Raw genomic sequence first — 25,175 nt, 5'->3', positions numbered from 1 at the left:
TTAAAAACTAAAGTTCATTTAGCCACAATCTTGAGATGGACTGTGAGAAACACCCGTCTGATGCACTAGGCTAGTGCACATGGATAAATGGGAATACGCAACTGTGCCCTTGATGATTCACGCGACTAAGCAGATCCTCGATAGCTGGGGTGAAGACGGCTGGGAGCTCGTAACCGTGCTTCCCGGTGCGCCTGCTGCAGCTGGTAGCGCGCCTGCCGGCAATATGGTCGCACCGACTCAGGGCAACCCGATTGCATACTTTAAGCGTAAGAAAAGCTAAATAATCTTATAACCGATAACGGCCGAAGCCTCACCGATCAGTGAGGGTTCGGTCGTTATTTACCCCTGCACATACTTGTATCTCTTTGTAAAGAAGTCTCAATCATGAGTGAAAATCGCGTTGAAAACCGCCTCGCAGAATTAGGGTTTACCCTTCCTGAGGTTGCTGCCCCCGTCGCGTCGTATGTTCCTGCTGTTACTAGCGGTAACTACGTGTACACCTCCGGTCAGTTGCCTTTCGTTGAAGGCGCGTTGCCTGAAACCGGTAAGGTCAATGAGGGCGAGGGCTTTGTGAGCCCTGAGGACGCTAAAAAGTACGCCGCTATCTCTGCGCTGAATGCGTTGGCTGCTGTTAAGTCTGTTATTGGCGATCTTGACCGCGTGACCAAGGTGGTTAAGGTTGTAGGTTTTGTGTCTTCAGATCCTTCATTTACCGCCCAGCCCGCCGTTATTAACGGTGCTTCTGAGCTGTTGGGTGATGTTTTTGGCGATGCTGGTCGTCATGCTCGCAGCGCTGTTGGTGTTCCGGTACTACCGCTGGATTCACCGGTTGAGGTAGAAATCATCGTTGAGTATGTCTAACCCCGCCCTCTACACCGGTGCGCTGAAGACGGTGCGTCCGCGTAAAGAGACTAAGCTGAGCCCGCGCGGTGAGCAGGCTGAACGCCACTACTCTATTCCTGAGTCGCAGCAGGATTCTGCTCGTTCGTGGATTGAAGAGGGCGCTGAGGTGGTGTGTAACTCTAAGCCGGCGGCTATCGTCATTTTTGTGCGCGATGGCTCTAACGGCGTTGAGACGTACATGACCTACCGCTATAAGTCGCCGATGGGACGCGTTGCGTTCCCCGGTGGTCTTGCTATTTACGACGATGCGAATATGCAGCCCTGGGTTGGCCCGAGTGAGACTCAGTGGGCTGAGAAATTCGGCGAGCATAATCCAAAGACTGCGCGCGCAGCTGTCACCGCTGCTATCCGTGAGGTCTTTGAAGAAACCGGTTTGCTTCTGGCAGGTGTTGATGACACCAGTACTGTCGAGACTCTCAATACTCACGAGAACATGAGTTCTCGCGTGGCTATTGCTAGTCAAAGCAAGGACTTCAACGACTTTTTGAGCAAGCGTAATCTTAAGTTGCGGGCCGATTTGCTCAAGCCTATTGCCCGTTGGCAGTCACCGGATTACTTCCACAAGCGCTACGATGTTCACTACTTCGCTGCCGCTGTACCGGTTGGACAAAAGCCTACGCTACTTGAAGGCAAGGGCATTTGGGGGCAGTGGCTTTCAGCGCAGGAACTTTTGGATCACCGTGCAACCACAGAACTGGGTGACGCAATCGGTCAGCCCGACACCGTTGGCAAGACCTTGGAAGAGCTAGTGAACCCGGGCGTCCTGTGCGTTTTGGAATCCATTGCTAAAGCTCCGAGCGCCATTGCCTTCCTGTCTAAGAAACGCGTCATTGATCTCAAGAAACCGGAGACCAAGATGGCAGCCAACGGTAAGTGCTACCTGTCTTTTAGCGAGCCAGGTGTGCAGGACGCGCGGTCCACGCGAACATTCCCTGCAACGGCTGCGGTTGTTCCTAGCGAGTAAAGCAGGTTCACTCTCAAGGGAATTCTTGCAAGCTGAAAAGACCGAGGGGGGCGGAGAAGACTTGAAGTCTTCTCCGCCCCCCTCTCGGCATTTAAAACTATGCGCTGATGCGCTAGCTTATGCTTAGCGTGAGCGGTTGCGCAGACGCTGCAGGTCGAGAATAACGACCGCGCGTGCTTCCAAGCGAATCCAGCCGCGTGAAACGAATTCAGCAAGAGCCTTGTTCACGGTTTCGCGTGATGCGCCAACCAGCTGAGCCAGCTCTTCCTGAGTCAGTTCGTGTGCAACGAGAACACCGTCGGTTGCGGGGCGACCGAAGCGGTCAGCCAAGTCGAGCAGTGCCTTTGCAACGCGACCGGGAACGTCTGAGAAGACCAGGTCTGCGAGGTTTTCGTTGGTGCGGCGCAGGCGGCGGGCAAGAGCCTGGAGAACCTGAGCTGAGATGCTCGGTGACTTCTCCATTGCCTTGCGCAGTGACTCGTGCTTTACACCAGCCAGACGGGTTTCTGACACAGCGGTTGCGCTGGTTGAACGCGGTGAAGGATCGAACAGAGCCATTTCACCGAAGATTTCGCCGGGGCCGAGAATAGCAACGAGGTTCTCGCGTCCGTCCGATGCGGTGCGGCCGAGCTTGATCTTGCCTGAGACAACGAAGTAGAGCTGATCGCCGGGATCGCCTTCGTAGAAAAGGGTTGCGCCGCGGGTCAAATCAACCTCGGTAATGTCTTCGGTCAAAGCTGCAAATGCTTCGTCATCGAGCTGTGCGAACAGCGGTGCGCGACGCAGTACTTCAATATCCATTGTTCTCCTTAAATCAATTTCAGTGTGTTTGAAAAACTGTGTAAATGGTACGCGTGGTTCAGCTAAACCTCGTAGCCACCTACCACTAAAAATCTTTGTGACATATTCAACTACTATCGAGCCTACATCAAATTGAGGCTAGATACATCACTCGTAACCTGATATTTGCCTAAGAGCGCACTGAATTTTTCTTCGTTACCCTCACTTTTTGGAGTGATTCGGCTTAGTATGAAATTTCATCTCTACGTATCTTAGGAACGATGTAGTGTGTAGCTGCCTGTTGCTGTAGATACCTTACCCGGGAGCTGTATGCTACAACAATTTACTCTGCTTGATGCTGTGCTCGCCATCGTGATTTTGCTGTACGTTATTGCCGGTATTAGCAAGGGGTTCTTTATTTCTCTGGGAACTCTTGCTGGCTTTATTGCTGGTGTAGCGGCGGCTGTTATTGTGGCGCCTTGGGCGGCTACGCAGGTGCCGGATAACTGGTATATCTTTGCCATTGTTATCGCGGTGATTGTGTGTTTGAGTCTGGGGCAGTGGCTGGGCTTTTTAGTGGGACGCTGGATGCGTTCGGTCAGCGATCGTACGCCCTTGAAGACAGTGGAACGACTGCTGGGCGGACTTCTCAATTTTGTGATTGCGGTTTTGTTAATCGTGGTGCTTTCACTGACGCTCAAACCGCTGGGGATGCCCGCGGTGTCCCACGCGTTGAGCGATTCAAAAATCGTGAGCACCCTTGAACGCAACGTTCCGCAGAGTTGGAAGAACACTATTAACGGCGTGCGTAACGATGTGTTGACCGATGCCCGTATTCCTGAAATTACATCTTTGATGTATCCGCAGGCCCAGGCACCTACACAGCAGCTAGAGAACGCGGCACTTGAGCAAGCGTCGCAGTCGGTGGTGCAGATTCTGGGTGCTGCCGAACAGTGCGGCTACACTTCTGAAGGTTCCGGCTTTGTGATTGATGATGCGCTTGTCGCCACCAACGCACACGTTGTAGCTGGCGTCACTGAGCCCGTGGTGCAAGATCGTGAGGGCAATACGTACCAGGGCACTGTGGTGTACGCGAACCAGGCTCAGGACATTGCCTTTATTCGCATCAATGAAGATTTCTCGCTGACGCCTTTGCCCCTTGGTCAGGAGGTCGCCTCGGGTACGGACGTCTCGTTCATGGGTTACCCGGCGGGCGGTCCGTTTGATGCGCGTCCTGCCACCGTTCAGGGTCTTGGCTACAGCCGTACCGTTGACTCGACAACCGGCCGGGAGAACCCCTCGCGACTGGTCTACCAGCTAGCTGCCCACGTTGAGCAGGGAAACTCTGGTGGGCCAGTACTCGATGAAAACGGTGCAGTCGTGGCGCAAATCTTCGCGAAGTCAACCGAGGGCGAGAGCGGGTACGCAATTCCTGCATCGGTTATCAGTGATGCTCTGACCGCTGCTCAAGGTCTTACCCAGCCTGTCGATACCGGCCAGTGCACCTCCCACTAGGTAGCTGTTCGCTAGGCGAGGTGTTGCGCTAGGAAATCTACCGCCATAGTGTAGCCAAACGCTCCGGCACCAGCGATAATCGCGGTTGCCTGCGGCGATACAAATGAGTGGTGGCGGAACTCCTCACGCTTGTGAATGTTCGACAGGTGCACCTCAACTACGGGTAGCTCAGCGGCTTCTAAAGCGTCGTGGAGAGCAACAGAAGTGTGCGTGTACGCAGCAGGGTTGATGATCATGGCGCAAGCCTGCGTACGGGCTCGTTGAATTTCATCGACCAACGCGCCTTCATGGTTTGACTGAAAAAACTCAATCTCAAAACCGTGAGAGGACGCACGCTCACGAACCTGCTGCTCAATGTCGCTCAAGGTTGTGGAGCCGTAAATTTCGGGCTTGCGATGCCCCAGCAAATTAAGGTTGGGGCCGTTAAGTACAAAAATAGTGCGTGCCATAGCCTCAAGTTTTCACCAAAAAACAATCAATAGCAAAGATGCCCGGTAGCCTTGTTGCTACCGGGCATCTTCATGGTTCACCGTGCGTGGATTAGAAAGCTCACCACAAACTTTTCAATCACTAGAGGCAGGGTGAAATCTTGGGGAAAAGCGCAGGGTCTATGCCTTGTACTTTTCGACGATGACGTCCATGACTGATGAGTCAGCCAGGGTGGTGACGTCACCTACGGGACGGTTCTCTGCAACGTCCTTGAGCAGACGACGCATGATCTTGCCGGAGCGGGTCTTAGGCAGCTCGGGCACAATGAGAACCTTCTTGGGCTTTGCGATCGGTGAGATTTCAACGCCCACGTGAGCACGGATGTCTTCGGGCAGGGTAGCTTCGTCGTAGCCTTCTGAGACAGCCTCATCAGACAGGATGACGAAAGCAATAACAGCCTGGCCGGTGGTCTCATCGGGCGCACCAACAACTGCAGCCTCAGCAACCTTCGGATGCGATACCAAAGCGGACTCAATTTCGGGGGTTGAGAGGCGGTGACCAGAGACGTTCATGACGTCGTCCACGCGTCCCAGAACCCACACGTCGCCGTCTGCATCGCGCTTAGCGCCGTCACCTGCAAAGTACATGGAGTCAAAACGTGACCAGTAGGTGTCAACAAAGCGATCATCGTCGCCCCAAATGGTGCGAACCATAGACGGCCACGGCTCACGTACCACTAGGAAGCCGGACTGCTCATTGCCGAGGGTCTCGCCCAAATCGTCCACCACATCAACCTTGATGCCGGGCAGTGGCTGCTGCGCTGAACCGGGTTTAGCAACGGTGACGCCGGGGAGCTGAGAAATCATGATGGCGCCGGTTTCGGTCTGCCACCAGGTGTCAACAATGGGGCACTTGCCGCCACCGATGACGCGGTGGAACCAGGTCCATGCCTCGGGGTTGATGGCCTCGCCCACGGTGCCCAGCACGCGAAGTGATGAGAGATCGTATTCGGCGGGAATGTCTTCGCCCCACTTCATCATGGTGCGGATAGCAGTCGGCGAGGTGTAGAGAATGGTGACGCCGTACTTCTGAACAATCTCCCAGAAGCGTCCGCGGTGCGGGGAATCAGGGGTGCCTTCGTAAATGACCTGGGTAGCGCCATTAACCAGCGGTGCGTAAGCAACGTAGGAGTGGCCGGTGACCCAACCGACGTCTGCGGTGCACCAGTACACGTCGGTTTCGGGCTTGAGGTCAAAGACGTTCTTGTGGGTGTATGCGCCCTGAGTCAGGTAGCCGCCGGTGGTGTGCAAAATGCCCTTGGGCTTACCGGTGGTACCCGAGGTGTAGAGAATGAACAGCGGGTCTTCAGCGTTCTGAACGCTCGGGGTGTGCTCGGTTGAAGCAGCCTCGAGAACCTCGTGCCACCAGACATCGCGTCCTTCAACCCAGTTAATGTCTTCGCCGTTGCGCTTGACCACAACAACGTTCTGCACGGTGTTCTCACCGGACAGTGCCTTGTCAACAGCGGGCTTGAGCATAGAGGGCTTGCCGCGGCGGAAGGAACCGTCGGCGGTGACCAACAACTTAGCCTGGCCATCTTCAACACGTGAGCGCACAGCATCTGCTGAGAAACCGCCGAAAATAACGGAGTGAACAGCGCCGATGCGAGCGCACGCCAGCATGGTGATAACAGTCTCTGAAATCATGGGCAGGTAGACGGCAACGCGGTCGCCCTTGGTCACGCCCAAAGCCTCAAATGCGTTGGCTGCGCGGGAAACCTCGTCCTTGAGCTGTGCGTAGGTGTAGGTTTTGGTGTCACCGGGCTCGCCCTCAAAGTGGATAGCGATGCGGTCGCCGTTGCCGGCTTCAACGTGACGGTCTACGGCGTTGTAGCAGGCGTTGAGCTCGCCGTCGGCAAACCACTTGGCAAAAGGCGGGTTTGACCAGTCGAGAGTTTCGGTAAAGGGCTTTGACCAGGTCAAAAGCTCGCGAGCCTGCTCAGCCCAAAACTCGGTGCCTTTTTCGGTTGCCTCGTCGTAGAGCGCTGCGGTTGCATTCGCCTGTGCTGAAAATTCTTCGCTGGGTGCAAAAGTCTGCGGGGTATCAGCCATTGATCTCCCTTTCGTGGTGAGAGGACGCGTCTTTATGATGTGCGTCACGATAAACTTCTGTGACTACCTTAGAGAAAATAGTGTCGTGTGTCATAGTGTTACGAGGCGTGTTGCACAAAAAGGTGAGGTGCAAGCTGGCGACCGAACCTCTTACGCCAGGAGCGCATTGACTCACGTCAGCCTGCAAATGTGCGTCGCTCAGCATCGTCCCCGGGTAATGTTGAACCATGGCAAACTCTCCCTCACATCCCGCGTCCGCACTGACAAGCGACGACAGAAAACTGCTTGAAATTCGCGTGATCCCGCCCTTCAAAGCGGCGCAGGCGAAAGCGCGACGCGAGAAAAATGGTGAAACCGAGATCGGTCTTAAACGACGCGTGCGTAAAGCCAATACGATTTTGGGGGAGACCTACCCGTACGCCGTTGCTGAACTAGATTTTGAGAGCCCCTACCAACTACTGGTTGCCACGGTGCTCTCTGCACAAACTACCGATGTGCGCGTCAACTCGGTAACGCCCACGCTCTTTCGCCGCTATCCCACATCGGAAGATTTGGCGCAGGCGAGGGCGGAGGACGTTGAAGATTTGATTCAGCCCCTCGGGTTTTACCGCGCTAAAACCCGCTCCATCAGGAACCTTGCAGGGCAGCTTGTTGACGAGTTTGACGGTGAGGTGCCTTCAACCTTTGAGGAGCTCATCAAGCTTGCGGGGGTAGGGCGCAAGACCGCCAACGTGGTGCTGGGTAACGCCTTTGATGTTCCGGGACTCACCGTTGATACTCATTTTGGCCGCCTAGCCCGCCGTCTGGGAATGACGCGCGAAGAAGACCCCGTGAAGGTGGAGCGCGACGTCGCTCAGCTTTTTGAACCCAAAGACTGGACGATGCTTTCTCACCGCCTGATCTACCACGGTCGTCGCATCTGCCACTCCCGCAAACCTGCCTGCGGCGTGTGCCCTATTGCCGATTTGTGCCCCTCATACGGTGTGGGGGAAACCGATGAGGCTAAGGCTCGAAAACTTATGAAGTACGAGATGGCGCCGGGACGCGAAGACCTGCACCTGAAATTCGTGCAGGGTGCTAGCCGCCGTCAATTGCAAGCAGAAGGGTACCCTCTTGGCGCCTAAAACTAAGCAGCAGATTTTAAATCAAGCACGTGCTGACCTGCTGAAACTTGTTCAGAATGATGTCACTGATTTCTCGGATCGCGAGCGCTGGAAAGTCGGCGAGGTTGATCCCGCGTTGAGTAAGAGGGCGGCTGTTCTGATTTTGTTTGGCGCGCTGGATTCTCAGCCTGCGCAGAGCACGGACTGCCCTGAGAGCGTCGGCGCTTTCTTGGATGTGCTGATTTTGGTGCGTGCCGCGTCCTTGCGTTCGCATGCGGGGCAGCCGGCTTTCCCTGGCGGCAAGGTTGACCCTGAGGATTATGAGCAGGCAGAAACGCAGGGCGTGCCCGTATCGCATATTGCGGCTTTGCGGGAGGCTGTTGAAGAAACCGGGCTGGACCCTGCCGGAGTGGAGGTTTTGGGTGCTATCAAGGATGTGCCGCTGCCTGTTTCTAACTTTGAGGTAAGCCCCGTTATTGGTTGGTGGACTAAACCCAGTGATGTTGATGTGGTTGATCGCGATGAATCATCGCTGGTGTTGCGTGTTCCGGTGGCTGACCTCGTCGATCCCGCTCACCGCCTGTACGTAACGGTTGAGCGCGGGGGAGTGAAACATAAGTCCCCGGCTTTTGATGTTTCGCAAGACGGCGAAACCTTCCGCATTTGGGGTTTTACCGGCGTTATTCTCGACCGCGTGCTGGACGCGCTGGGTTGGTCGCAGGAGTGGGATAGGACGCGAAGCGAGGCGGCGCCGATTTAGCGTTCTACTTTACTTAGCTTTCGCATAGTTATCGGTCACCACGATGCTCACGGGAAAGTCCACCGGAATCTCTCCGAAGAGCATGCGTGCAGCGGTTTCTGCTGATTCTTTGACGATGCGCTCGCACAGCTTGGTCTCGCGTTCCGGGCCGTAAAGCATGACCTCATCATGTAAAAAGTAGACGAGGTGAGTTTTCAACGGGAACCCAAAAAGTTTTTCGCTCCTTAGGCGCTTGCGAATCTGACCCATCCAACACAGTGCCCACTCCGCGGCGGTTCCCTGCACCACAAAATTGCGGGTAAACCGCCCCTGCGAGCGCGCCAATGTCTTCGCCCGCCGCTCCGCTTCGGAAGTGAACACATCGCGCTGCGTCTCAAACCAGGCGGTATCCGGCGCAGGCGAGGTTCTGCCCAAGTGCGTGATCACCTGCCCGCCGCGCTCACCGATAGCCGCCGCGTCCTCGGTGAACTGCATAGCCTGCGGAAAGAGCTTGCGGAAGTGGGGCAGCAGCTTGCCCGAATCACCTGTGGTCGCGCCGTACATAGCACCGAGCATCACAATTTTTGCCGCAGACCTACTCGCCAGCGGCGAGCCAGTGCGCTCACCAATTTCAGCAATGCCCGCGTACAGGTCGGTTCCACGGGCGGCGATAGCAAGAGCGCGATCCCCGCTCATCGCGGCAAGGATGCGCGGCTCAACCTGCGCCGCGTCGGCGACAATCAGGCGCATACCGTCCTCAGCTTGCACTGCGTGGCGAACGTCCTTGGGAATCTGCATGGCACCGCCGCCGTGCGCACCCCACCTGCCGGTTGCGGCTGTGCCCACCTCGTAGGCGGGGTAGAAACGATCATCGTGCACCCACGCATCGAGCCATGCCCAGCCGTTGGCGGTGAAGAGCCGGTAGAGCTTCTTATACTCGAGAATTGGGGTGACGATTTCTTCTCGTCGATACCGTTCTTCTTGGTGAGGTGCTTGTTCCACCCAGCTGAGTAGCTCCCACTTGCGGGTTGAGTCCACGCGCATGCCAGCGTTCTGCATGGCTTTGAGCAGGTGCGCAGGAGAATCAGGGTTGAGGTTGGGCGCGCCCAGGCGTTGGCTGATAACAGCCGCTAATTTTTGTAATTCATAGGGACGCTCATAGGCAGCCGGACGAGGGCCAAGCTTTTGCGCCAGCATCGACTCGTGCACGCTCTTGTTCCACGGCATTCCCCAGTGTTTCATCTCAGCGGCAATGAGAGCGCCTTGCGATTCAGCGGCTGCCAGAAGTGAAAGCCGACCGGGCGCAGGCGCGGACGCGATAGCTTGGAGTTGCGCGTGAAGCTCGTCCATGAGTTCGCGGGCTGTAGGGGACTGGTCGTTATTCTCATCGGGGGTCTCGAACAGAGAATCCTGCCCCGGTGCCGGAGCAGAGGGCAGAAGGTGCCCGGCAGGTTCTTCGGATGCTGCTAAGACGACTTGCGGTGTGTAAGACAGCTTATTCTGCGCTCTCGTGGCAGCCGTGCGCAAAATACGCTGCACCAAAAAGAGGTCGTGGCAGCTGGCAACACTCACCCCCGCATCCAACAGCATGGGATAAACGTTCTTAGTATGATCCCACGTCCACCGGATAATTTGAGAGCGGTTCTTGCTCATGACCAGCTTGATGAACTCAGGCAGTTGCTCACGCGTAAAACTGCGTTCAGTACCTTGACCGCAGGGTACGTAGGTTATCGCATCCCACTGCTCAGGCGCCTTCGTGCCGTGAGCAGGGCGGGGAGCAATCACAATGTACATACCCTCATTATGGCGGTTTATGACGCACCGTGAGAACCATATAACCGCTCAATGTGGACATCTTCGCTGTTTGAGAGCAGTTATCCACAGGTTTGAGAGCACACGGTTGTGTGCCGCTGAAAATCTGGTGCAATGGCAAGCATGAACCATCCCAACGCCACTATCTCACCCGCGTCCTTACCTCGGTTCCATGACGAAGCAGTTGAACCTGATGCCACGACGCGTGCGCAGACCCCACCGACTCTTTTTCAGCTAGCCGGTAAGTACCCGCCGAAATTTTCAACGGGACTCAAAGACAGCGCAAGGTATCAGAGGTCGCCTCAACAACCAGAGGCCTCTGATACTCAACCTGATGAGGACCAGCTGCACACCGCGGAGGTCTTTGACGTTGCTGAACCTCCCGCCGCTTACCGGGCACCATCGAACGAAGTTGATACTGCTGGCATTGCTCGCGCCATCATGGACGCTTCTTTGCTGGCATCGGCGGAGTTCTCCACTGAAAGTTGCGCTCGACTTCTTGAAGAAGAACACACAGACCTCACACCTGAACAGAAGCATGACGTACAGAAAATAATCGCCGCGCACCTTGAGGGGCTAGGGCCACTAGAACCCCTACTGGAGCTTGACGGGATTACCGACATCTACGTCAACTCACCGGCAGACGTATGGGTGGACGGTAGCTTCGGCATGCACAAAACCGACCTGCAATTCGATCATGAGGACGCGGTGCGCTCGCTGGCAACCCGGCTAGTGACCTCGTGCGGTGCTCGGCTCGATGAATCGGTTCCTGCTAATGACGTTCAGACCGAACGCGGCCAACGCGTCCACGCTGTGCTGCCGCCGGTAGCGGGCGAGAATACCGTGCTCTCTATTCGCGTTCAACCCGCTAGGCGGTTGACGCTCGAACAGTGGTTAGCACACAGCAACCCCCAGCTGATGCCGGTGCTCATCTCAATGATGAAAACCCGCGCTAATTTTGTGATTAGCGGTGGTACTGGCAGTGGCAAAACAACACTCCTCAACGCCCTGTTAGGGTTATGCGCTGAAGAAGAACGACTGGTCACCCTTGAAGATTCACCGGAACTAGCCCCGGCTCACGCACACACTGTAGCTCTCACCAGCCGCGCAGCAAACGCAGAAGGACGCGGCGCCATCACCCTACAAATGCTGATTCAGCAGGCGCTTCGCATGGGCCCGGACCGGCTGATTCTGGGTGAAAGCCGCGGCGCTGAAATTAATGACCTGCTCATGGCAATGAACACCGGACACAGCGGTTCTGGCTCCACCGTGCACGCGAACTCGGCGGATGCGACGCCCGCCCGCATCATCGCGATGGGAGCGTTGGCAGGACTGACACCGCAAGCTACTTCGCTGCAGGCCGCCACCGCCCTGGACTACGTCATTCACTGCCAAAAAGTCGGTGGTCACCGCATCATTACGCAGATTTCACGGTTTGAGCTGAACAACCACGAACTACAAACCGTGCCCTGTTGCAGCGTGAACCCTACGACCGGGCGGCTCAAATGGCACACCGGCGGAATCCACCTGCGCGAAGCAATGGAGCAAGCACTATGACGCGTCAAACCACTAGCAACGGTGTGGGGTTGCTGGCTCAGCTCATCAGGTGGTTGCACACTGTTCGCGACGCCACTCGATACCGCTGGGCTAAGTTGCGCCTCGAACGCACCGCTCACAGCGACGAAATGGAACTCTGGCCCGCCCTGATCTGGCAACTCACCGCCCTGCTTCGTGCCGGATGTAGCGTCCGCACCGCCTTTGAATACCTTGTGGCGGACTACGATTCAGAAATCGATGAGAGACACGATTTTTCAGATCCCTTAGCCGTAGCACGAGCACGCAATGACCAACGGTTGCTCCTTCGCGCCTGCCTCTCACGGCTTCGGGTAGGGCACTCCTTGACAGGTATAGAGCGCAGTTGCCCCTTCACACGCGAGCACTCCGCTGATCGAGCGCACCAGTTGTTGGCCTGCTGGCAGATCAGCGATTCTACGGGTGCTGCGCTCGTAACCCTTCTAGAACACTACGCCGCGCACTGCGAGAACGACATGGATGCTTTCGAAGCTCGAACCTCTGCGCTTGCCGGACCTAAAGCAACCGGGAGCATCCTCTCGTGGTTACCCTTACTGGGGCTTGGCCTGGGCGTTCTCATGGGAACGAACCCTCTGGGACTGCTCTTCGGATCAATACCCGGTGCGCTCGTGGGAATTCTCGGAATTGGTCTGGCGCTCTACGGCAGAAAATGGACCACCCGGCTTGTGACCTGCGCCGAGAAAATGGAGCTGTAACCGGTGGATACCCTACTGATTATTTTCTTTAGTTGCTGTTTATGTGCCGCCGGTGCGCTGGTGATGCTGCGGCGTCTGCGACAGCGCGCCGATTCTGAGCCTAAGGGCGCTGCTATGGGGCTGTCGACTGCCGAAAGTGGCTTAGGGCTCGATGCTTCTCTACTGCTAGAACTGATCGCCACTCTGCAAGAAACCGGGTTGTCCCTGAGCGCATCGTTGATGCATCTGGCTGAGGTAGACACCGCGCACAGTGCAGTATTGAGGGCGGTTTCTCAGCGTCTTTCTACCGGTCTGCCCTGGAAGGACGCGTGGGCGTGGGCGGATGCGACCGCGCTTGATCCTGCCATGGTGCAGTTTAAAGACACGCTGGCTGTGGTGACTGTTGCCGGTGCGCCGAGCGCCGATATTCTCCGTGCGGCAGCCGCTAGGGCGCGTCGCACCGAGTTTCGACGGGCAGAACAATCCGCTGCCAAGCTAGCGGTAAAACTCGTGGTGCCGTTGGGCGTGTGTTCCTTGCCGGCCTTTATCTGTCTGGGGGTTTTGCCGGTACTGATGTCGCTGATACCCACGATGCTCGGGCGGTGACCGAGTGTGGATAACCGGCTTTTTGATGAAGATTGAGGTTGTGGATAGCGAAAATTGTTATCCACAGGCCTCACAAACGGCTGGTTTATCCACAGATTTTGGGTTTTGCTGTACAGCCGTGCGCCACCGGTGCACTCTGGAATTAGCCGCTTCACCCAGCGGCCCCTCACTTACACCAGTCTTATCTTAGGAGAACCACCGTGGGACATTTTCAGAACCTCGAACCAATCTCAGCCCAGCGTTCAGTGCACGATTCAGAGCTCGTTCTTGAAGGGGACGTCGTGGAACACAACGCCTTAGTGCATGATCCGGAGGCAGGCGCGACCACCGCTGAGTACGGCATCGTCATGTTGGCTGCCGTCGGCTTCGCCGGACTGCTCGTTGTGATCTTGAAATCCGACGAAGTACGCGAGCTACTCATGGGCATTGTGCGCAACGCTTTGAGCACCGGTATGTAAAGAAGAATCACCGTGAACCTGAAGCGTGCATCTACCGGCGTTATTTCTTGAAAAGGTAGATGCGCGCTTTAGGTTTTTATACGGATAGCCCGCGAGCAAGGAACCACCATGACCCCTGAAAATACCCGTCTCAACTTCTGCCTATCGTCAGAAGACCACCGCGAAAGCGGTACCACCACCGCAGAGTTCGCGCTCATGCTACCGGCTGTTGTTTTTATTCTCGCCCTGGTGCTCGGCGCCTGTGCCGTGGGCGCCACCCAAATCAAACTTGAAGAATCAGCCCGGCTGGGTGCCCGCGCGGCGGCACGCGGCGAAACAGCAGAAACCGTCAGCAGAATAGCCGGTGACATCGACTCTGATTTTGCCGTGCACGTGATGGATGACGGCACCATGATGACGGTTGTCGCCACCACCCGCGCACCGGGCGTCATCGGAACCCTCGGAAGCATCGAGCAACAGGCACGCGCATCCGTACCTAAAGAGCAAGGAGGCGGTGCTGAATGAGCGAGAACCAGCGCGGCAGCGGAACCATCGTAGTGCTCGGAATTATCGCCGTTCTGCTCATCTTTTTGGGCGTGATCGCAGGACTCATCTCAGTGTCATCGGCTAATCACAGAGCAACCACCGCCGCCGATTTGAGCGCGCTCGCCGCGGCGGACGCCGCACGCGGTTTACGAAGCGGCGACCCCTGCGACGTTGCCGAGCAGGTGGCCACTGCCAATAAAGCACAGCTGGTAGGATGCGCGTCCCCGGCTGAAGATAGCGAAGTCATGGACGTGCGCGTTCAGGTTACTGTGGCAGGGCCGTTCGTCTTTATAGGCCCGGCTGAATCAGTATCAAGGGCGGGACCACCGAACGGTAAGTGATGCTGAAGATTCTGTTGAACACTAGATCGTGGAGTTCAAGGCTCCCGAGTGTATCAACAGCGCCTGAAGCACACGGGCTGCAGCGTCCTTATCCAAAGGCTCGTTACGGTTACCGCACTTGGGGGACTGCACGCAGGATGGGCATCCGCTCTCGCACTCACACGCCTCAATGGTATCTAGGGTTGCCTGCAACCACTTGCGTGCGGCAACAAAACCGCGTTCAGCGCATCCCGAGCCGCCCTGATAGCCGTCATAGACAAAAATGGTGGGCATCTCGGTATCAATGTGCAGTGCCGTTGACAGCCCACCAATATCCCAGCGATCACAGGTAGCAATCAGTGGCAATAGGCCGATGGACGCATGTTCGGCGGCATGAAGCGCACCGGGAAAGTCCTTCTCTTCAACACCGGCGCCGGTCATGACGGTGGGCGGAATCGTAAACCACACAGCACTCGTCATCAGATTCTGCGGTGATAAATCCAGCGGCTCTTCGCCCAGAACTTCTTGCCCAATCAAAGACTTCCGCTGATACGAGACCACCTGGTTACGCACCCGCACCTTACCGTAATGCACGGTCACCGGGCCCCACTGTTCGGATTCTTCCTCAGCCAAAACGCTGACCTCGGTAATATCTCGAGCCTGCGTATAAAAATCAGGAAAAGCGCGAGACACCGCAATCACACCGTTTTCTTCATCCAAATCTTCAACCACAAAGGTTGTGCCCTGGTGCGTATAAATAGCTCCCGGATGAGCCTGTGCATGCGACTGCGCAGCACCCATCGTGCCCACTACCGCACCGCTTTCAACATCAATAATCTGCAGGGGAGACCCACCGCCGCCTCGCAAATCAACCAGGTCAGAAGCACTTTCAGGGTGCGTCCAGAACCAACCCGTAGCGCGCGCTCGTAGGTAACCCTGGGCAACCAGGCGGTCAACGAGGGCGCGTGCAGTCTCACCAAATAGCGCTAGCTCTTCGGTGCGCAGGGGAACCTCGGCAGCCGCAGCGCACAGGTGAGGCGAAAGAATATAGGGGTTGGTGGGATCAAAAACGGTTGCTTCAACACCGTTATCAAAAATGTCTTCCGGGTGGTGCACCAGATAGGTATCAAGCGGATCTTCGGAGGCGATAAACACCGACATGGATTCCTGGCCTGCTCGCCCCGCTCTACCAATTTGCTGGAAGAAGGACGCGCGTGTGCCCGGCCAGCCGCCGACCAGCACCGCGTCCAAGCCCGCAATATCAATACCCAGCTCAAGGGCGTTGGTACTAGCCACAGCCAGTAACTCGCCCGAACGCATACCCTGCTCTAAGGCGCGTCGTTCTTCGGGAAGATAACCCGAGCGGTAGGCCTGTACACGGTGTGCAAGCCCCACTTCAACTTCGTCCAAGTATTGACCGGTACGCTGGGCAATAGCCTCAGCCGCGCGTCGTGATTTCACAAAAGCAATGCTGCGGGTGCGATCAACGACCAGGTCAGTCAGCATTTCAGAGGCTTGTTCGATCACGCTCTTGCGCACCGGAGCACCGTTTTCGCCGCCGCTGGCAGGTTTGGCGGCTAACTTATCGTTGACCTTCTCTTTGAGCTCCGGCTCCCACAGAACGACCGTGGACTCGCCGTGCGGTGCAGTATCTTGTGTAATGGCGGTAACGGCTGACTCATCCACGCCGAGAAGCCGGGCAAAAGAAGCGCCGGGTGTTGCCGACGTAGCAGACGCCCCGATAAAGACCGGCTTTGCCCCGTACTGGCGGCACACGCGTCGCAACCTGCGCATCAAGTTAGCCACGTTAGAGCCGAATACCCCGCGGTAACTGTGGGCTTCATCAATAATCACGTATTTGAGTTTGCGTAAGAACGAGCCCCAGCGCGCGTGATTCGGCAGAATACCAAAGTGCAACATGTCAGGGTTGCACACAATAATGTTGGCGTGATCACGAATCCACCGGCGGGTGACAACGTCCGTGTCGCCGTCGTAGGTTTCAGCGCGAACGGTGGAAAGTCCGAGCGACCGCAGAGACGCGAGCTGGTCAGCAGCCAGCGCCTTGGTGGGGGAGAAGTAGAGAACGGTGGCTTCATTGCGGTCGAATCCCGCACCGGGGTCTAGCTCTCCACGATGTACTGCATCCAATGCAGGAATCTGGTAGGCAAGCGATTTACCCGAGGCCGTACCGGTTGCCACGATGACGTGCTCTTTGCCGCTCGAGTCGTGCGCCGCCTGAGCCGCCTGAACCTGGTGCAGATAGGGCTCATCAATGCCAAGACCTCGAAAAACACCGGCAACATCTTCATGAACCCACTGCGGCCACGGCGTGGTCACAGCATCCCGCGCCGCAATGGTTCGCACGTGAGTTACCTCGGGCGGCACCGAAGAAAATCCGAGGCGGCGCATGAGCTCAAGAAACTGCGGGTCTGAAGAAAAAGAAGCCATGTTCATATTGTGCCTGAGAAACGATAACCCCGTGCATCTGCCATGTGTTCTGGTGCACAATAGAGGTATGAGTATTCCCATGAACATCAGCAAAGACGCTAATGAACACAGCACCGGCGTACCCGAAAATCCTGTCACCGTGTTGACTGACGATGAGATCTGGGCACTTGCCGAGCACCAGCGTTTTGCCCGCTTGGGCACAGCCGACGAAGGCGTTGTGCACATTACCCCGCTGAATATCGCGGTAGCAGACCGTAAGTTCTATTTTCAGACCGCGCCGGGTTCAAAGCTGACCCAGTTGATCCTCAACGATAAAGCCACCCTGCAGTTCGATAACATCACCGGCGGCGAGGCATACTCGGTGAACGTCTTTGGTACAGCGCGTCTGCTGACAGATACCGCTGACATTGAACGCGCATCCACCCTCGGTATTCGACCCTGGCTCAATACCGTCAAACTGGAATTCGTAGAAATTACACCCGATGAGCTGGTAGGGCGCCGGTTTGTACTGGGTACCAACGGCTAGTTAGTCTCTCGCAGGTTGCGAGATGAACTAAAAAATCCCCTGTCACGTGCGCGTTTGAGCCACACATGGCAGGGGAGTTTTTGTTGGTAAGCTACTGACGATTCCGACGCTTTTTAGCACGTTCGTAGAGTGCGAAGCCCGCCCACAGCACGGCAAAAATAACCGTCAGAGCAATCGATAGCAACAAGAGAATTCCGCCGCCGATATTGGGATCTGACGAGCCGAGAACGGTGCCTTCCACATAGATCCACAGGAATAGTCCCAGCGCGATAACACCGCTAAGGCCCGTCAGCAAAGCGAAGACCGAGCTAATTTTCATTAGGCAGCCGAACCTTGACCCTCGTAGAAGCTACCGCCTACGGTACGCACCGCGGTGTAGTAGGTATTAGCTACCACGTTGCAGGTAGAACGCTTGATACCGGTGTAAACGCGGATACACTCAGCAAGAAGTCCTTGAAGGAAGGTTTTATCGCAGTCAATGCGGTCGGTGGTGCTGAAATCTGAGTAGCACAAATCGTGGGCATCGCAGGTGGGTTTAAAGTTAGCTGACCCAAAGCTGTCGGGTGAGTACGAGCATCCGTTCGGCGCAGAACTTGCATAGGTTGCCACCATGAGCCGAGGCTGGTTGACCGTTTCAACTGCCGCGTTCGGGTTCTGAATAACGGCAACGAGCTGGCTAATTTCTTGGTCTGTCGCCATAGAATCAAGTGCGTTAATCTGCTGGCCGGTGAAGTTCTTTTTCAGCACCTTGTACTCGTACGAATTTATCTTTTTGAGCGATGAGACGTTAGAAACGGCAGGTGCAGCTGAGGCGAGGCTGGATGCGCCAAGCGCCATAAACAGGGCGATAAAGAGGCTGATGACAAACTTCGCCGGTTGATTTTTAGAAAGCAGAGACATGAGTTCCCCTCATAATGGTTGTGGTTGACCGTACAAAAATACACGGGGAACGCATTTTTATATTTAGTTTGCAGGAGCTTTTGGAAAATACACCTTCAGCGGTTGTTGTATGTCAGGTGCGTCACTCAAGAAATATCCGCGGCGGAGGTAGCGTTTTACCTTTTATGAGTGAAAACAAAAGTACACAGATTCAGCTTGTCCGCCGTCCGGCCGGTATGCCCGTAGCCGAGGATTTTCGAACCGTGACCGTTGAGCTTCCCGACCTTGGCGAAAACCAGGTGCGCGTGCGCAACGAGTTCATCTCGGTAGACCCGTACATGCGCGGACGCATGAACGACTCAAAGTCCTACATTCCGCCCTTTGAACTGGGCGAAACCATGCAAGGCTCGGCGGTAGGACGCGTTATCGAAAGCACCTCCCCGGAGTTCAGTGAAGGCGACCTCGTCACCCATTTCTTGGGCTGGCGCGATATCGCGCAGGCAGATGCCCAGGCCTTCACACAGGCGCAGGAACTGGGCGATGTCGCCTCCTCCGTTTACCTCGGCGCACTGGGATTAACCGGCATGACCGCCTACATGGGCTTAATGAAGGTAGCCGAGCTCAAAGAAGGCGACAACGTCTTTATCTCGGGTGCCGCGGGTGCTGTGGGCTCGATGGCCGGCCAAATCGCAAAACTTAAAGGAGCTCGCGAAATTATTGGTTCGGCGAGCGGATCTGAGAAGACAGCTCTTCTCACTCAGCGTTTTGGCTTCACCCAGGGCATTGACTATAAAGCCGCGCCGATTCTCACCCAGCTTGAAGAAGCAGCACCCAACGGCATCGATGTCTACTTCGACAACGTCGGCGGCGACCACCTAGAAGCGGCCCTCAACAGCTTTAACCGTTACGGACGCGCAGCCCTCTGCGGAGCGATTTCGGTCTACAACGAAAAAGACCCCAACAGCATCCCCGGCCCGCGTTTTATGACCAATATTGTGACGCGCTCGCTGAGCATGAAGGGCTTTGTTCTGCAGGACTACCTACAGTTTGCTCAGGAATTCCGCGAAGAAATCGCACCGCACGTCATCTCCGGCGAGATTACCTACGACGAAACCGTGGTTGAAGGGCTTCACAACGCGCTGGACGCTTTCTTCGGCTTGTTCTCGGGCAAAAACACCGGAAAGATGGTCGTAAAAATCTAGCGTTAGTGGCTGGCTTCTCGCGGCTTTCAGCGGTGAACCGCGTCCGCGACGTATCAGCGACCGGGGCTTAAACTTGGTGGTTTAAGCCCCGGTTTTCACGTGCAGCGTCAGCAGGCGCAGTTAGCTGAAGAAATGAAACCTTGCCATCTTGTACCGGCAGGTTGATACTTGTAGGTAAGATCCTACAAAGGAGGTTGGAATGACCACTTTAGTGTCGGCCCGAGAATTCAACCAGGACGTTAGCGCGGCAAAACGTGCGGCGCAAGAAGGACCCGTTGTCGTGACCGATCGAGGTACTCCCGCTTACGTCCTTCTGTCATACGAACAGTACAACAAGCTCACAAAACCTGCGCACGCTGACGGGCACAAGCTCATTGAGGCACTTTCAATGGAAGAGGACATCGACATTGACTTTGCACCGGTGGAAATCACCGTGCAAGACCCGGAATTTTAAGATGTATGTTTTAGATACAAACGTGGTCAGTGAGATCCGCAAACCTGCCTCGAAAATCGACGCCAATGTAAAAGCATGGATTGAAAACCACTATCTGAGCGATTTATACATCACGGCCCTTACAGTATTCGAGGTCGAAATAGGCGTCCGAAGAATGCTCCGCAAAGATCAACAGCAGGGGCAAAAGCTGGAAAAGTGGTACCGGCATCAGCTACTCCCGATGTTTGACGGAAGGATTCTTCCGCTAGATTCTCGTTCTGCTCAGGTATCAGCGGCTTTCCAGGTTCCAGACCCGCGTCCTGAACGCGACTGCTTTATCGCTGCAATTGCTGTTAATCACCGGATGAAACTTGTGACGAGAAATGAAAAAGACTTTCACGCTATTGATGTTTCGCTCATTAATCCGTGGAAAATATCGGATGCTTGAGGGTTAGCATTCGTGAACCTATGTGAGGATGAATCGACTAACGGGGCTTAAACTTGGTGGTTTAGGCCCCGGTTTTGTAGTTTGGGTGAAGAAGGACGAAGGGCAGAGACACATTATGGAAACAGCACTGATCGAGTACGGCAATTTTTTGGTCGCGGGCGTGACCGTGAACGCCACCGAGAGCACCGATTTCGCGGCAGTTTGGGACGAGCTTTTTGAGCGTGTAAGCGACGAGCAAAAAACAGCCACCGCCAAACTGCAAAAAGTGGGTGTGCTCATGCCGGACGCTGCCGATGAAGGCTTTACCTACACCGCAGGTTTTATTGTGCAGGGCATCCCTGCCGTGGCGGCTTTGGGCCTCACAGGTGTCGTTGTACCTGCTGCCATGTACGCAACCGTGCCGGTGGAAGGCCCGGCAGCTGACTCCATCAAACCCGGCTTCGAGTACCTGCACTCCACCTTCATTCCGGAGAAGGGCGTTACCCCCACCGGCGTCAACCTCGAGGTCTACGGCCCGGGTGACGTCACCGCATCCAACTACCGCATGTACTGCTGGTCTGCCGTAGATGGCGTGGAATCGCCGATCTAAAACGTGGGACGAAATCACCGTTTTGGGTGTAATTTCCCACCCAAAACGGTGATTTGACCCCAATAAAGTTCAGGGCGGCAACCGGCTGAGAGCTTAGAATAGTTACGTGGCTCTTAACCGAATTGTTTTGTATTACCAGTTTGCTCCGATTTCAGACCCTACCGCAGTGATGCTTTGGCAGCGTGCACTGTGCGAAAAGCTGGGTCTGCGCGGACGCATCATCGTCTCTAAGCACGGCATCAACGGCACCGTCGGTGGCGAGATTGACGCCGTCAAGCAGTACACCAAAGAAACCCGCCAGTACCCCGGCTTCAAGGGTATGGAGTTCAAGTGGTCCGAGGGCGGTTCAGAAGACTTCCCGCGTCTGTCTGTTAAAGCTCGCGACGAAATCGTTGCCTTCGGTGCTCCCGACGAACTGCAGGTGGACGAAAACGGCGTAGTGGGCGGCGGCGTCCACCTCAAGCCCGAAGAAGTGAACAAGCTCGTTGAAGAACGCGGCGAGGAGGTCGTCTTCTTTGATGGACGCAACGCGTTTGAGGCGAAGATCGGCAAGTTCAAGAACGCGATTGTTCCGGACGTTCGCACCACCCACGACTTCATTAAAGAAATCGAGTCGGGCAAGTACGACGGCCTCAAAGACAAGCCCGTTGTTACTTACTGCACCGGCGGCATCCGCTGCGAGATTCTCTCAGCTCTCATGAAGAACCGCGGCTTCAAAGAGATTTACCAGATTGACGGCGGCATTGTGCGCTACGGCGAAAAGTACGGCGACAAGGAACTCTGGGAAGGCTCACTGTACGTTTTTGATAAGCGTATGCACATGGAGTTCACCCCTGACACCGTGACTATCGGCAAGTGCGAGCAGTGCGGCGCTCCCTCAAATAAGTTTGAGAACTGCGCTAATGAGGACTGCCGAGAGCTGATTCTGCTGTGCCCGGAATGCGCGGCTGACGATTCCAAGCGCGTCTGCCCGGACGGTTGCGCGACGGTAGCAGCCTAACCCGGTAGCTTTCGTACACTCTTTCTTCCTATGTACTGCGACAATCGTTGTGCCCAGGGATAAAGAGTGTACACAAAGTAAAAAGAGCCCCGCAGGTTCCCATACCTGCGGGGCTCTTCTGGCGCTGAGCGCGAAGACGCTTAGCCTTAAATCTCAGCTAGCTCAGCCTTGAGCTTACCGATGATTTCCTCGACGATTGCGGGATCTGCGCCTGCGTCCAGGCGTCCCTGCCATTCGTCGATGGATTGCGGAATCTCTGCGCTCTTTTGTTCGTTAGCCATGGTTAAAATCTTCACATATTTGGGGTGCTAAGTACTAACCAGTCACAAAGATTACTTAGTAATGTTTTTGACGTGTTCCCACTCTTCAATGTCGCCGGGAATAACATAAAACAGCGGGTGAGCTTCAGGACGCGCGTCCTTGGCAAAGTGCGTAGCGAACCATTTTTCGTCGCGGGCTTCTACCTTCTGGCGTAGAAAGTCGAACTCGTAGTCGAGCTGTCCCTGCGTCACAGGCATGAGAGCTTCAACCGTTTTAGACCTGGAACTTACGATGCGGGTGCGGTCAAAGTTGTAGCCGCGGGAGTCCGCCTCATCGGCAATGATATGCAGGTAGGTGGCTACTGCTTGCACGGGATCAGCGCACAGGCGAAAACGTTTGAGCTGCGGGTGATTGGTGTACCCCTTCGTCAGGCCCTGTAGAACCTTTTGTGCAAGGAGTGTCTCGCGCCAGCAGGCAACAAGGCCTTTGGCGTCGAGCTGGGAGGGGTGAACAGACCAAATTCTCATAGGTTCAGTGTAGAGGGTCAGCATGACCAATGGCACGGGGCGCCGCCCTCTGTGAACCGCACCTTTTCAGCCCGGTTTTGTACCATGGATGCTGTGTTTGATTTTTCTTCTGTACCTAACGCCCCGAAAAGCTGCGATATTGATGCGTTGAGCCGGTTACGCGAGGCCTTGCGCGCCGTGAACTTTACCTACGACGGTGTTGAGCAACTTCTCGGCGAACGTGCGTTCGAGGCGATGGCTCGCGATATGGTGGTGCCCGGCACCTACCGTTTGCGTCAGATTCAAGAGTCTGACGCGTCCGCTGAGCAGAAGAACCTTGCAACCGTGGTGGCATTCTTTTTGCTGGCGCATAGCGTGAGCGAGAAAAACCTTAATACTGCTTTGCACCCCGTTACTTTCGCAGGCCTCAAAGACCTGGGGCTGGCTGAGAGCCACGAGGGGCTGGCTGAGAGCCACGAGGGGCTGGTACGTGCCACCGTCGACCTTCGTCCACATTCAGCTGATGATGGCACCGAGTTGTGGGTGGCTTCCGATCTCGGCGCGCACCAGCGTCCCGGTGTGTTGCGCAAGGACCATGTGCTGGGCATCGGTCACGCGTCCTTAACCCTGGCTCAGATTACCGAGCGCACCGCCGTACAAAAGACACTGGACCTCGGTACCGGTTGCGGTATTCAGACCTTCCACCTGCTGGCGCACGCGCAACACGTGACTGCCACGGATATTTCTGAGCGTGCATTGGCATTCACCCGCTTCAACCTGGTGCTGAACGCACCGACTCTCGACATCAATCCGCAGAATCTGGACGCCCGCGTCAGCTTGCGTCTGGGAAGCCTGCTTGAGCCCGTTGCGGGTGAAAAGTTTGACCTTGTGATCTCTAACCCGCCTTTTGTGATTACCCCGCGCAAGAGCGAGGAAACCCCGGCTGACCAGTACACCTACCGCGACGGCGGTATGGCTGGTGACGGTATAGTCTCAACCTTGGTTCAGCAACTTCCGACCGTGCTCAACGAGGGTGGACGCGCGCAGATGCTGGGTAACTGGGAGATTCCGGTGGACGGTGAGAGCTGGGCAGACCGCCCGCGTCAGTGGGTAGGGGAGAACACCGAAGCGTGGTTTATTCAGCGCGAAGTACTCACCCCCGAGCAGTACGCTGAAACCTGGCTCAAGGACGCCAGTGAGAACCGCGATCCGCAGCTTTTTGAGAGCGCCTACATGGACTACCTCAGGGACTTCAGCGCACGCGGTGTGGACTCCATTGGCTTCGGTATGATTTGGCTGCGCAAACCGACCGCCGCCGCGCTGGATGCTCACCGTCAGAACCCGCACGCACAGGTTCTGTTGCAACGCTTTGAAGAAATCACCTACCCCGTTCAGCAGCCGTTGGCGCCTTTTATGACGCAGGCAGTGGCGCGTCACGACGCCCTGGCGCAGCTCGACGACTCAGAGCTGGCATCCTTGTACCTGACCGCGGCTGAAGACGTCACCGAAGAACGCCACGCGGAACCCGGAGCTGAACACCCCAGCGTCATTATTCTGCGCCAGGGAGCGGGACTGCGACGCACTGTCGTCGAAACCAGTGAAACCAGCGGCTTTGTCAGTGCCTGCGACGGTGAACTCGCCGCCGGGCAAATTATCAATGCGCTCGCGTCCATTTTGGAGTGGGATGAACTCCCGGCAGATCAGAACCCAAAATTCGCTTTGTTACTGCATATTCGTGAGCTGGTGCGAGACGGATTCTTGGTCTTTGATGAGGACGAAATAAACTAAGCGCATGAGTACACACCTAACCGAAATGACTACCGAGCAGTGCTGGGAATTTTTGCACCATAACCAGCAGCACTACGGACGCATAGCCCTCAGCATTGGGGCTGAGGTCGATATCTACCCCGTGAGCTACGTAATTGCGGATGGCAAAATCTTCTTCAGAACTTCGGAGCAAGTAAAGTTTGCCTCTGTGACTATCAGCCGCAAAGCTGCCTTTGAAGTAGATGAGGTGGTTGACGGTGTAGCCCGCTGCGTTGTTGTCAAAGGCACCGCCAGCTGGATTAGTCCCGAGGACGCCGCAGAACGCGCTGATATCGCGCAGCTTGCTACCGACGCATCCGGCGCCGCCACCAACTGGGTAGAAATCGCACCCGAACGAGTGCGCGGTAGCCAATTCGCCGTTGTCTCTCATTAGAGAACCTGACACCGAAATATAGCGAATTCTTTCTGAGGACTATCAATGCCTCGATACTGCACCGAGAGTACAAGTTTTCTGTGTGTCTCAGCTCAGTTTGGTAGAACAGTGAGCGTAACTTACTTCTTTCTGGGCTATTGTGGTGAAGTAG

Annotated in this window: 29 protein-coding genes; 20 read left to right on the top strand and 9 right to left on the bottom strand. The window is 55.9% G+C overall.

The window, feature by feature from the left end:
* Window positions 1-79: 79 nt before the first annotated feature.
* The 3 genes from HF984_RS06380 to HF984_RS06370 all read left to right on the top strand — a co-directional run bounded on the left by HF984_RS06380 (window position 80) and on the right by HF984_RS06370 (window position 1,867).
* Complete coding sequence (locus HF984_RS06380; RefSeq protein ID WP_168614844.1) at window positions 80-280, top strand: hypothetical protein; 201 nt, start codon at window positions 80-82, stop codon at window positions 278-280.
* 104 nt (window positions 281-384) lie between these two features.
* Window positions 385-861 carry a RidA family protein gene (locus HF984_RS06375; RefSeq protein ID WP_168614843.1) on the top strand — a complete coding sequence of 159 codons (477 nt, stop codon included), beginning with the start codon at window positions 385-387 and terminating at the stop codon, window positions 859-861.
* The gene (locus HF984_RS06370) at window positions 854-1,867 is read left to right on the top strand and encodes an NUDIX hydrolase (protein ID WP_210729608.1); all 1,014 of its coding nucleotides are present in this window, start codon (window positions 854-856) and stop codon (window positions 1,865-1,867) included. The genes HF984_RS06375 and HF984_RS06370 overlap by 8 nt, the downstream gene beginning before the upstream one ends.
* Window positions 1,868-1,990: 123 nt before the next feature.
* Here HF984_RS06370 and HF984_RS06365 read toward each other — a convergent pair whose 3' ends face one another.
* Entirely contained in the window at window positions 1,991-2,668 is a 678-nt protein-coding gene (locus tag HF984_RS06365; protein ID WP_168614842.1) for a Crp/Fnr family transcriptional regulator, read from the bottom strand.
* Window positions 2,669-2,977: 309 nt separating this feature from the next.
* Here HF984_RS06365 and HF984_RS06360 point away from each other — a divergent pair, with 309 nt between their 5' ends.
* A complete protein-coding gene (locus tag HF984_RS06360; RefSeq protein WP_168614841.1) occupies window positions 2,978-4,162 on the top strand; it encodes a MarP family serine protease in 1,185 nt (394 codons plus the stop codon).
* An 11-nt stretch (window positions 4,163-4,173) separates the two neighbouring features.
* On the opposite strand, the gene aroQ is transcribed toward HF984_RS06360, so the two are convergent.
* Both aroQ and acs read right to left on the bottom strand, forming a co-directional pair.
* Complete coding sequence (gene aroQ, locus HF984_RS06355; protein ID WP_168614840.1) at window positions 4,174-4,611, bottom strand: type II 3-dehydroquinate dehydratase; 438 nt, start codon at window positions 4,609-4,611, stop codon at window positions 4,174-4,176.
* A gap of 159 nt (window positions 4,612-4,770) precedes the next feature.
* A complete protein-coding gene (acs, locus tag HF984_RS06350; RefSeq protein WP_168614839.1) occupies window positions 4,771-6,702 on the bottom strand; it encodes an acetate--CoA ligase in 1,932 nt (643 codons plus the stop codon).
* 227 nt (window positions 6,703-6,929) lie between these two features.
* Here acs and nth point away from each other — a divergent pair, with 227 nt between their 5' ends.
* Window positions 6,930-7,826, top strand: a complete 897-nt coding sequence (nth, locus tag HF984_RS06345; RefSeq protein ID WP_168614838.1) for an endonuclease III — start codon at window positions 6,930-6,932, stop codon at window positions 7,824-7,826.
* Window positions 7,816-8,565 carry an NUDIX hydrolase gene (locus tag HF984_RS06340; RefSeq protein ID WP_247596496.1) on the top strand — a complete coding sequence of 250 codons (750 nt, stop codon included), beginning with the start codon at window positions 7,816-7,818 and terminating at the stop codon, window positions 8,563-8,565. The genes nth and HF984_RS06340 overlap by 11 nt, the downstream gene beginning before the upstream one ends.
* 9 nt (window positions 8,566-8,574) lie before the next feature.
* Here the strand turns inward: HF984_RS06340 and HF984_RS06335 are convergent, their stop codons facing one another.
* Window positions 8,575-10,338 (bottom strand): bifunctional 3'-5' exonuclease/DNA polymerase, encoded by a 1,764-nt coding sequence (locus tag HF984_RS06335; protein ID WP_168614837.1) that lies wholly within the window; start codon window positions 10,336-10,338, stop codon window positions 8,575-8,577.
* A 141-nt stretch (window positions 10,339-10,479) separates the two neighbouring features.
* Here HF984_RS06335 and HF984_RS06330 point away from each other — a divergent pair, with 141 nt between their 5' ends.
* The 6 genes from HF984_RS06330 (at window position 10,480) to HF984_RS06305 (ending at window position 14,553) form a co-directional block, all read left to right on the top strand.
* Window positions 10,480-11,913, top strand: a complete 1,434-nt coding sequence (locus HF984_RS06330) for a TadA family conjugal transfer-associated ATPase (RefSeq protein ID WP_168614836.1) — start codon at window positions 10,480-10,482, stop codon at window positions 11,911-11,913.
* Window positions 11,910-12,644, top strand: coding sequence for a hypothetical protein (locus tag HF984_RS06325; protein WP_168614835.1), 735 nt, complete (start codon window positions 11,910-11,912; stop codon window positions 12,642-12,644). The genes HF984_RS06330 and HF984_RS06325 overlap by 4 nt, the downstream gene beginning before the upstream one ends.
* Window positions 12,645-12,647: 3 nt before the next feature.
* Window positions 12,648-13,229: a type II secretion system F family protein gene (locus HF984_RS11505; RefSeq protein WP_168614834.1), complete on the top strand. Its 582-nt coding sequence runs from the start codon at window positions 12,648-12,650 to the stop codon at window positions 13,227-13,229.
* 200 nt (window positions 13,230-13,429) lie between these two features.
* The gene (locus tag HF984_RS11850; protein ID WP_168614833.1) at window positions 13,430-13,687 is read left to right on the top strand and encodes a DUF4244 domain-containing protein; all 258 of its coding nucleotides are present in this window, start codon (window positions 13,430-13,432) and stop codon (window positions 13,685-13,687) included.
* Window positions 13,688-13,795: 108 nt separating this feature from the next.
* Window positions 13,796-14,191: a TadE family type IV pilus minor pilin gene (locus HF984_RS06310; RefSeq protein WP_168614832.1), complete on the top strand. Its 396-nt coding sequence runs from the start codon at window positions 13,796-13,798 to the stop codon at window positions 14,189-14,191.
* Window positions 14,188-14,553 carry an Rv3654c family TadE-like protein gene (locus HF984_RS06305; RefSeq protein ID WP_168614831.1) on the top strand — a complete coding sequence of 122 codons (366 nt, stop codon included), beginning with the start codon at window positions 14,188-14,190 and terminating at the stop codon, window positions 14,551-14,553. The genes HF984_RS06310 and HF984_RS06305 overlap by 4 nt, the downstream gene beginning before the upstream one ends.
* Window positions 14,554-14,574: 21 nt before the next feature.
* Here the strand turns inward: HF984_RS06305 and HF984_RS06300 are convergent, their stop codons facing one another.
* Window positions 14,575-16,980, bottom strand: coding sequence for a DEAD/DEAH box helicase (locus HF984_RS06300; protein WP_168614830.1), 2,406 nt, complete (start codon window positions 16,978-16,980; stop codon window positions 14,575-14,577).
* A 67-nt stretch (window positions 16,981-17,047) separates the two neighbouring features.
* Between HF984_RS06300 and HF984_RS06295 the strand changes: the two genes are divergently transcribed.
* Window positions 17,048-17,506 carry a pyridoxamine 5'-phosphate oxidase family protein gene (locus HF984_RS06295; protein WP_168614829.1) on the top strand — a complete coding sequence of 153 codons (459 nt, stop codon included), beginning with the start codon at window positions 17,048-17,050 and terminating at the stop codon, window positions 17,504-17,506.
* Between the two features lie 91 nt (window positions 17,507-17,597).
* On the opposite strand, the gene HF984_RS06290 is transcribed toward HF984_RS06295, so the two are convergent.
* The gene (locus HF984_RS06290; protein WP_168614828.1) at window positions 17,598-17,825 is read right to left on the bottom strand and encodes a hypothetical protein; all 228 of its coding nucleotides are present in this window, start codon (window positions 17,823-17,825) and stop codon (window positions 17,598-17,600) included.
* On the bottom strand, window positions 17,825-18,406 hold the full coding sequence (locus HF984_RS06285; protein ID WP_168614827.1) for a phospholipase A2: 582 nt from the start codon (window positions 18,404-18,406) through the stop codon (window positions 17,825-17,827). The genes HF984_RS06290 and HF984_RS06285 overlap by 1 nt, the downstream gene beginning before the upstream one ends.
* 164 nt (window positions 18,407-18,570) lie before the next feature.
* Here HF984_RS06285 and HF984_RS06280 point away from each other — a divergent pair, with 164 nt between their 5' ends.
* The 5 genes from HF984_RS06280 (at window position 18,571) to trhO (ending at window position 22,057) form a co-directional block, all read left to right on the top strand.
* The gene (locus HF984_RS06280) at window positions 18,571-19,587 is read left to right on the top strand and encodes an NADP-dependent oxidoreductase (protein ID WP_168614826.1); all 1,017 of its coding nucleotides are present in this window, start codon (window positions 18,571-18,573) and stop codon (window positions 19,585-19,587) included.
* A gap of 199 nt (window positions 19,588-19,786) precedes the next feature.
* Window positions 19,787-20,041 (top strand): type II toxin-antitoxin system Phd/YefM family antitoxin, encoded by a 255-nt coding sequence (locus tag HF984_RS06275; protein WP_168614825.1) that lies wholly within the window; start codon window positions 19,787-19,789, stop codon window positions 20,039-20,041.
* A 1-nt stretch (window position 20,042) separates the two neighbouring features.
* Window positions 20,043-20,468 carry a type II toxin-antitoxin system VapC family toxin gene (locus HF984_RS06270; RefSeq protein WP_168614824.1) on the top strand — a complete coding sequence of 142 codons (426 nt, stop codon included), beginning with the start codon at window positions 20,043-20,045 and terminating at the stop codon, window positions 20,466-20,468.
* Between the two features lie 115 nt (window positions 20,469-20,583).
* Complete coding sequence (locus tag HF984_RS06265) at window positions 20,584-21,057, top strand: GyrI-like domain-containing protein (protein WP_168614823.1); 474 nt, start codon at window positions 20,584-20,586, stop codon at window positions 21,055-21,057.
* Between the two features lie 106 nt (window positions 21,058-21,163).
* Window positions 21,164-22,057, top strand: coding sequence for an oxygen-dependent tRNA uridine(34) hydroxylase TrhO (gene trhO / locus HF984_RS06260; RefSeq protein ID WP_168614822.1), 894 nt, complete (start codon window positions 21,164-21,166; stop codon window positions 22,055-22,057).
* A gap of 146 nt (window positions 22,058-22,203) precedes the next feature.
* On the opposite strand, the gene HF984_RS11715 is transcribed toward trhO, so the two are convergent.
* Together HF984_RS11715 and HF984_RS06255 are read right to left on the bottom strand one after the other, a co-directional pair.
* Window positions 22,204-22,338 (bottom strand): hypothetical protein, encoded by a 135-nt coding sequence (locus HF984_RS11715; RefSeq protein ID WP_281727790.1) that lies wholly within the window; start codon window positions 22,336-22,338, stop codon window positions 22,204-22,206.
* A 51-nt stretch (window positions 22,339-22,389) separates the two neighbouring features.
* On the bottom strand, window positions 22,390-22,881 hold the full coding sequence (locus HF984_RS06255; protein WP_343947387.1) for a pyrimidine dimer DNA glycosylase/endonuclease V: 492 nt from the start codon (window positions 22,879-22,881) through the stop codon (window positions 22,390-22,392).
* 48 nt (window positions 22,882-22,929) lie between these two features.
* On the opposite strand from HF984_RS06255, the gene HF984_RS06250 reads away from it, so the two are divergent.
* Both HF984_RS06250 and HF984_RS06245 read left to right on the top strand, forming a co-directional pair.
* Complete coding sequence (locus tag HF984_RS06250) at window positions 22,930-24,612, top strand: DUF7059 domain-containing protein (protein ID WP_168614888.1); 1,683 nt, start codon at window positions 22,930-22,932, stop codon at window positions 24,610-24,612.
* Between the two features lie 4 nt (window positions 24,613-24,616).
* On the top strand, window positions 24,617-25,024 hold the full coding sequence (locus HF984_RS06245) for a pyridoxamine 5'-phosphate oxidase family protein (RefSeq protein ID WP_168614821.1): 408 nt from the start codon (window positions 24,617-24,619) through the stop codon (window positions 25,022-25,024).
* Window positions 25,025-25,175: the final 151 nt, after the last annotated feature.

This window comes from Rothia terrae (assembly GCF_012396615.1).
Taxonomy (GTDB): domain Bacteria; phylum Actinomycetota; class Actinomycetes; order Actinomycetales; family Micrococcaceae; genus Rothia; species Rothia terrae.
The sequence above is the reverse complement of the archived record's forward strand: the minus strand, read 5'-3'. Positions and strand labels throughout refer to the sequence as shown.

Coding starts and splice junctions, on each gene's coding strand:
- HF984_RS06375 (WP_168614843.1), top strand. CDS start 385: ATGAGTGAAAATCGCGTTGAAAACCGCCTCGCAGAATTAGGGTTTACC.
- HF984_RS06275 (WP_168614825.1), top strand. CDS start 19,787: ATGACCACTTTAGTGTCGGCCCGAGAATTCAACCAGGACGTTAGCGCG.
- HF984_RS06325 (WP_168614835.1), top strand. CDS start 11,910: ATGACGCGTCAAACCACTAGCAACGGTGTGGGGTTGCTGGCTCAGCTC.
- aroQ (WP_168614840.1), bottom strand. CDS start 4,611: ATGGCACGCACTATTTTTGTACTTAACGGCCCCAACCTTAATTTGCTG.
- HF984_RS06370 (WP_210729608.1), top strand. CDS start 854: ATGTCTAACCCCGCCCTCTACACCGGTGCGCTGAAGACGGTGCGTCCG.
- HF984_RS06335 (WP_168614837.1), bottom strand. CDS start 10,338: ATGTACATTGTGATTGCTCCCCGCCCTGCTCACGGCACGAAGGCGCCT.
- HF984_RS06380 (WP_168614844.1), top strand. CDS start 80: ATGGATAAATGGGAATACGCAACTGTGCCCTTGATGATTCACGCGACT.
- HF984_RS06310 (WP_168614832.1), top strand. CDS start 13,796: ATGACCCCTGAAAATACCCGTCTCAACTTCTGCCTATCGTCAGAAGAC.
- HF984_RS06330 (WP_168614836.1), top strand. CDS start 10,480: ATGAACCATCCCAACGCCACTATCTCACCCGCGTCCTTACCTCGGTTC.
- HF984_RS06295 (WP_168614829.1), top strand. CDS start 17,048: ATGAGTATTCCCATGAACATCAGCAAAGACGCTAATGAACACAGCACC.
- HF984_RS06365 (WP_168614842.1), bottom strand. CDS start 2,668: ATGGATATTGAAGTACTGCGTCGCGCACCGCTGTTCGCACAGCTCGAT.
- HF984_RS06285 (WP_168614827.1), bottom strand. CDS start 18,406: ATGTCTCTGCTTTCTAAAAATCAACCGGCGAAGTTTGTCATCAGCCTC.
- HF984_RS06360 (WP_168614841.1), top strand. CDS start 2,978: ATGCTACAACAATTTACTCTGCTTGATGCTGTGCTCGCCATCGTGATT.
- HF984_RS06305 (WP_168614831.1), top strand. CDS start 14,188: ATGAGCGAGAACCAGCGCGGCAGCGGAACCATCGTAGTGCTCGGAATT.
- HF984_RS06290 (WP_168614828.1), bottom strand. CDS start 17,825: ATGAAAATTAGCTCGGTCTTCGCTTTGCTGACGGGCCTTAGCGGTGTT.
- HF984_RS06300 (WP_168614830.1), bottom strand. CDS start 16,980: ATGGCTTCTTTTTCTTCAGACCCGCAGTTTCTTGAGCTCATGCGCCGC.
- HF984_RS06245 (WP_168614821.1), top strand. CDS start 24,617: ATGAGTACACACCTAACCGAAATGACTACCGAGCAGTGCTGGGAATTT.
- HF984_RS06265 (WP_168614823.1), top strand. CDS start 20,584: ATGGAAACAGCACTGATCGAGTACGGCAATTTTTTGGTCGCGGGCGTG.
- acs (WP_168614839.1), bottom strand. CDS start 6,702: ATGGCTGATACCCCGCAGACTTTTGCACCCAGCGAAGAATTTTCAGCA.
- HF984_RS06280 (WP_168614826.1), top strand. CDS start 18,571: ATGAGTGAAAACAAAAGTACACAGATTCAGCTTGTCCGCCGTCCGGCC.
- nth (WP_168614838.1), top strand. CDS start 6,930: ATGGCAAACTCTCCCTCACATCCCGCGTCCGCACTGACAAGCGACGAC.
- HF984_RS11715 (WP_281727790.1), bottom strand. CDS start 22,338: ATGGCTAACGAACAAAAGAGCGCAGAGATTCCGCAATCCATCGACGAA.
- HF984_RS06250 (WP_168614888.1), top strand. CDS start 22,930: ATGGATGCTGTGTTTGATTTTTCTTCTGTACCTAACGCCCCGAAAAGC.
- HF984_RS06270 (WP_168614824.1), top strand. CDS start 20,043: ATGTATGTTTTAGATACAAACGTGGTCAGTGAGATCCGCAAACCTGCC.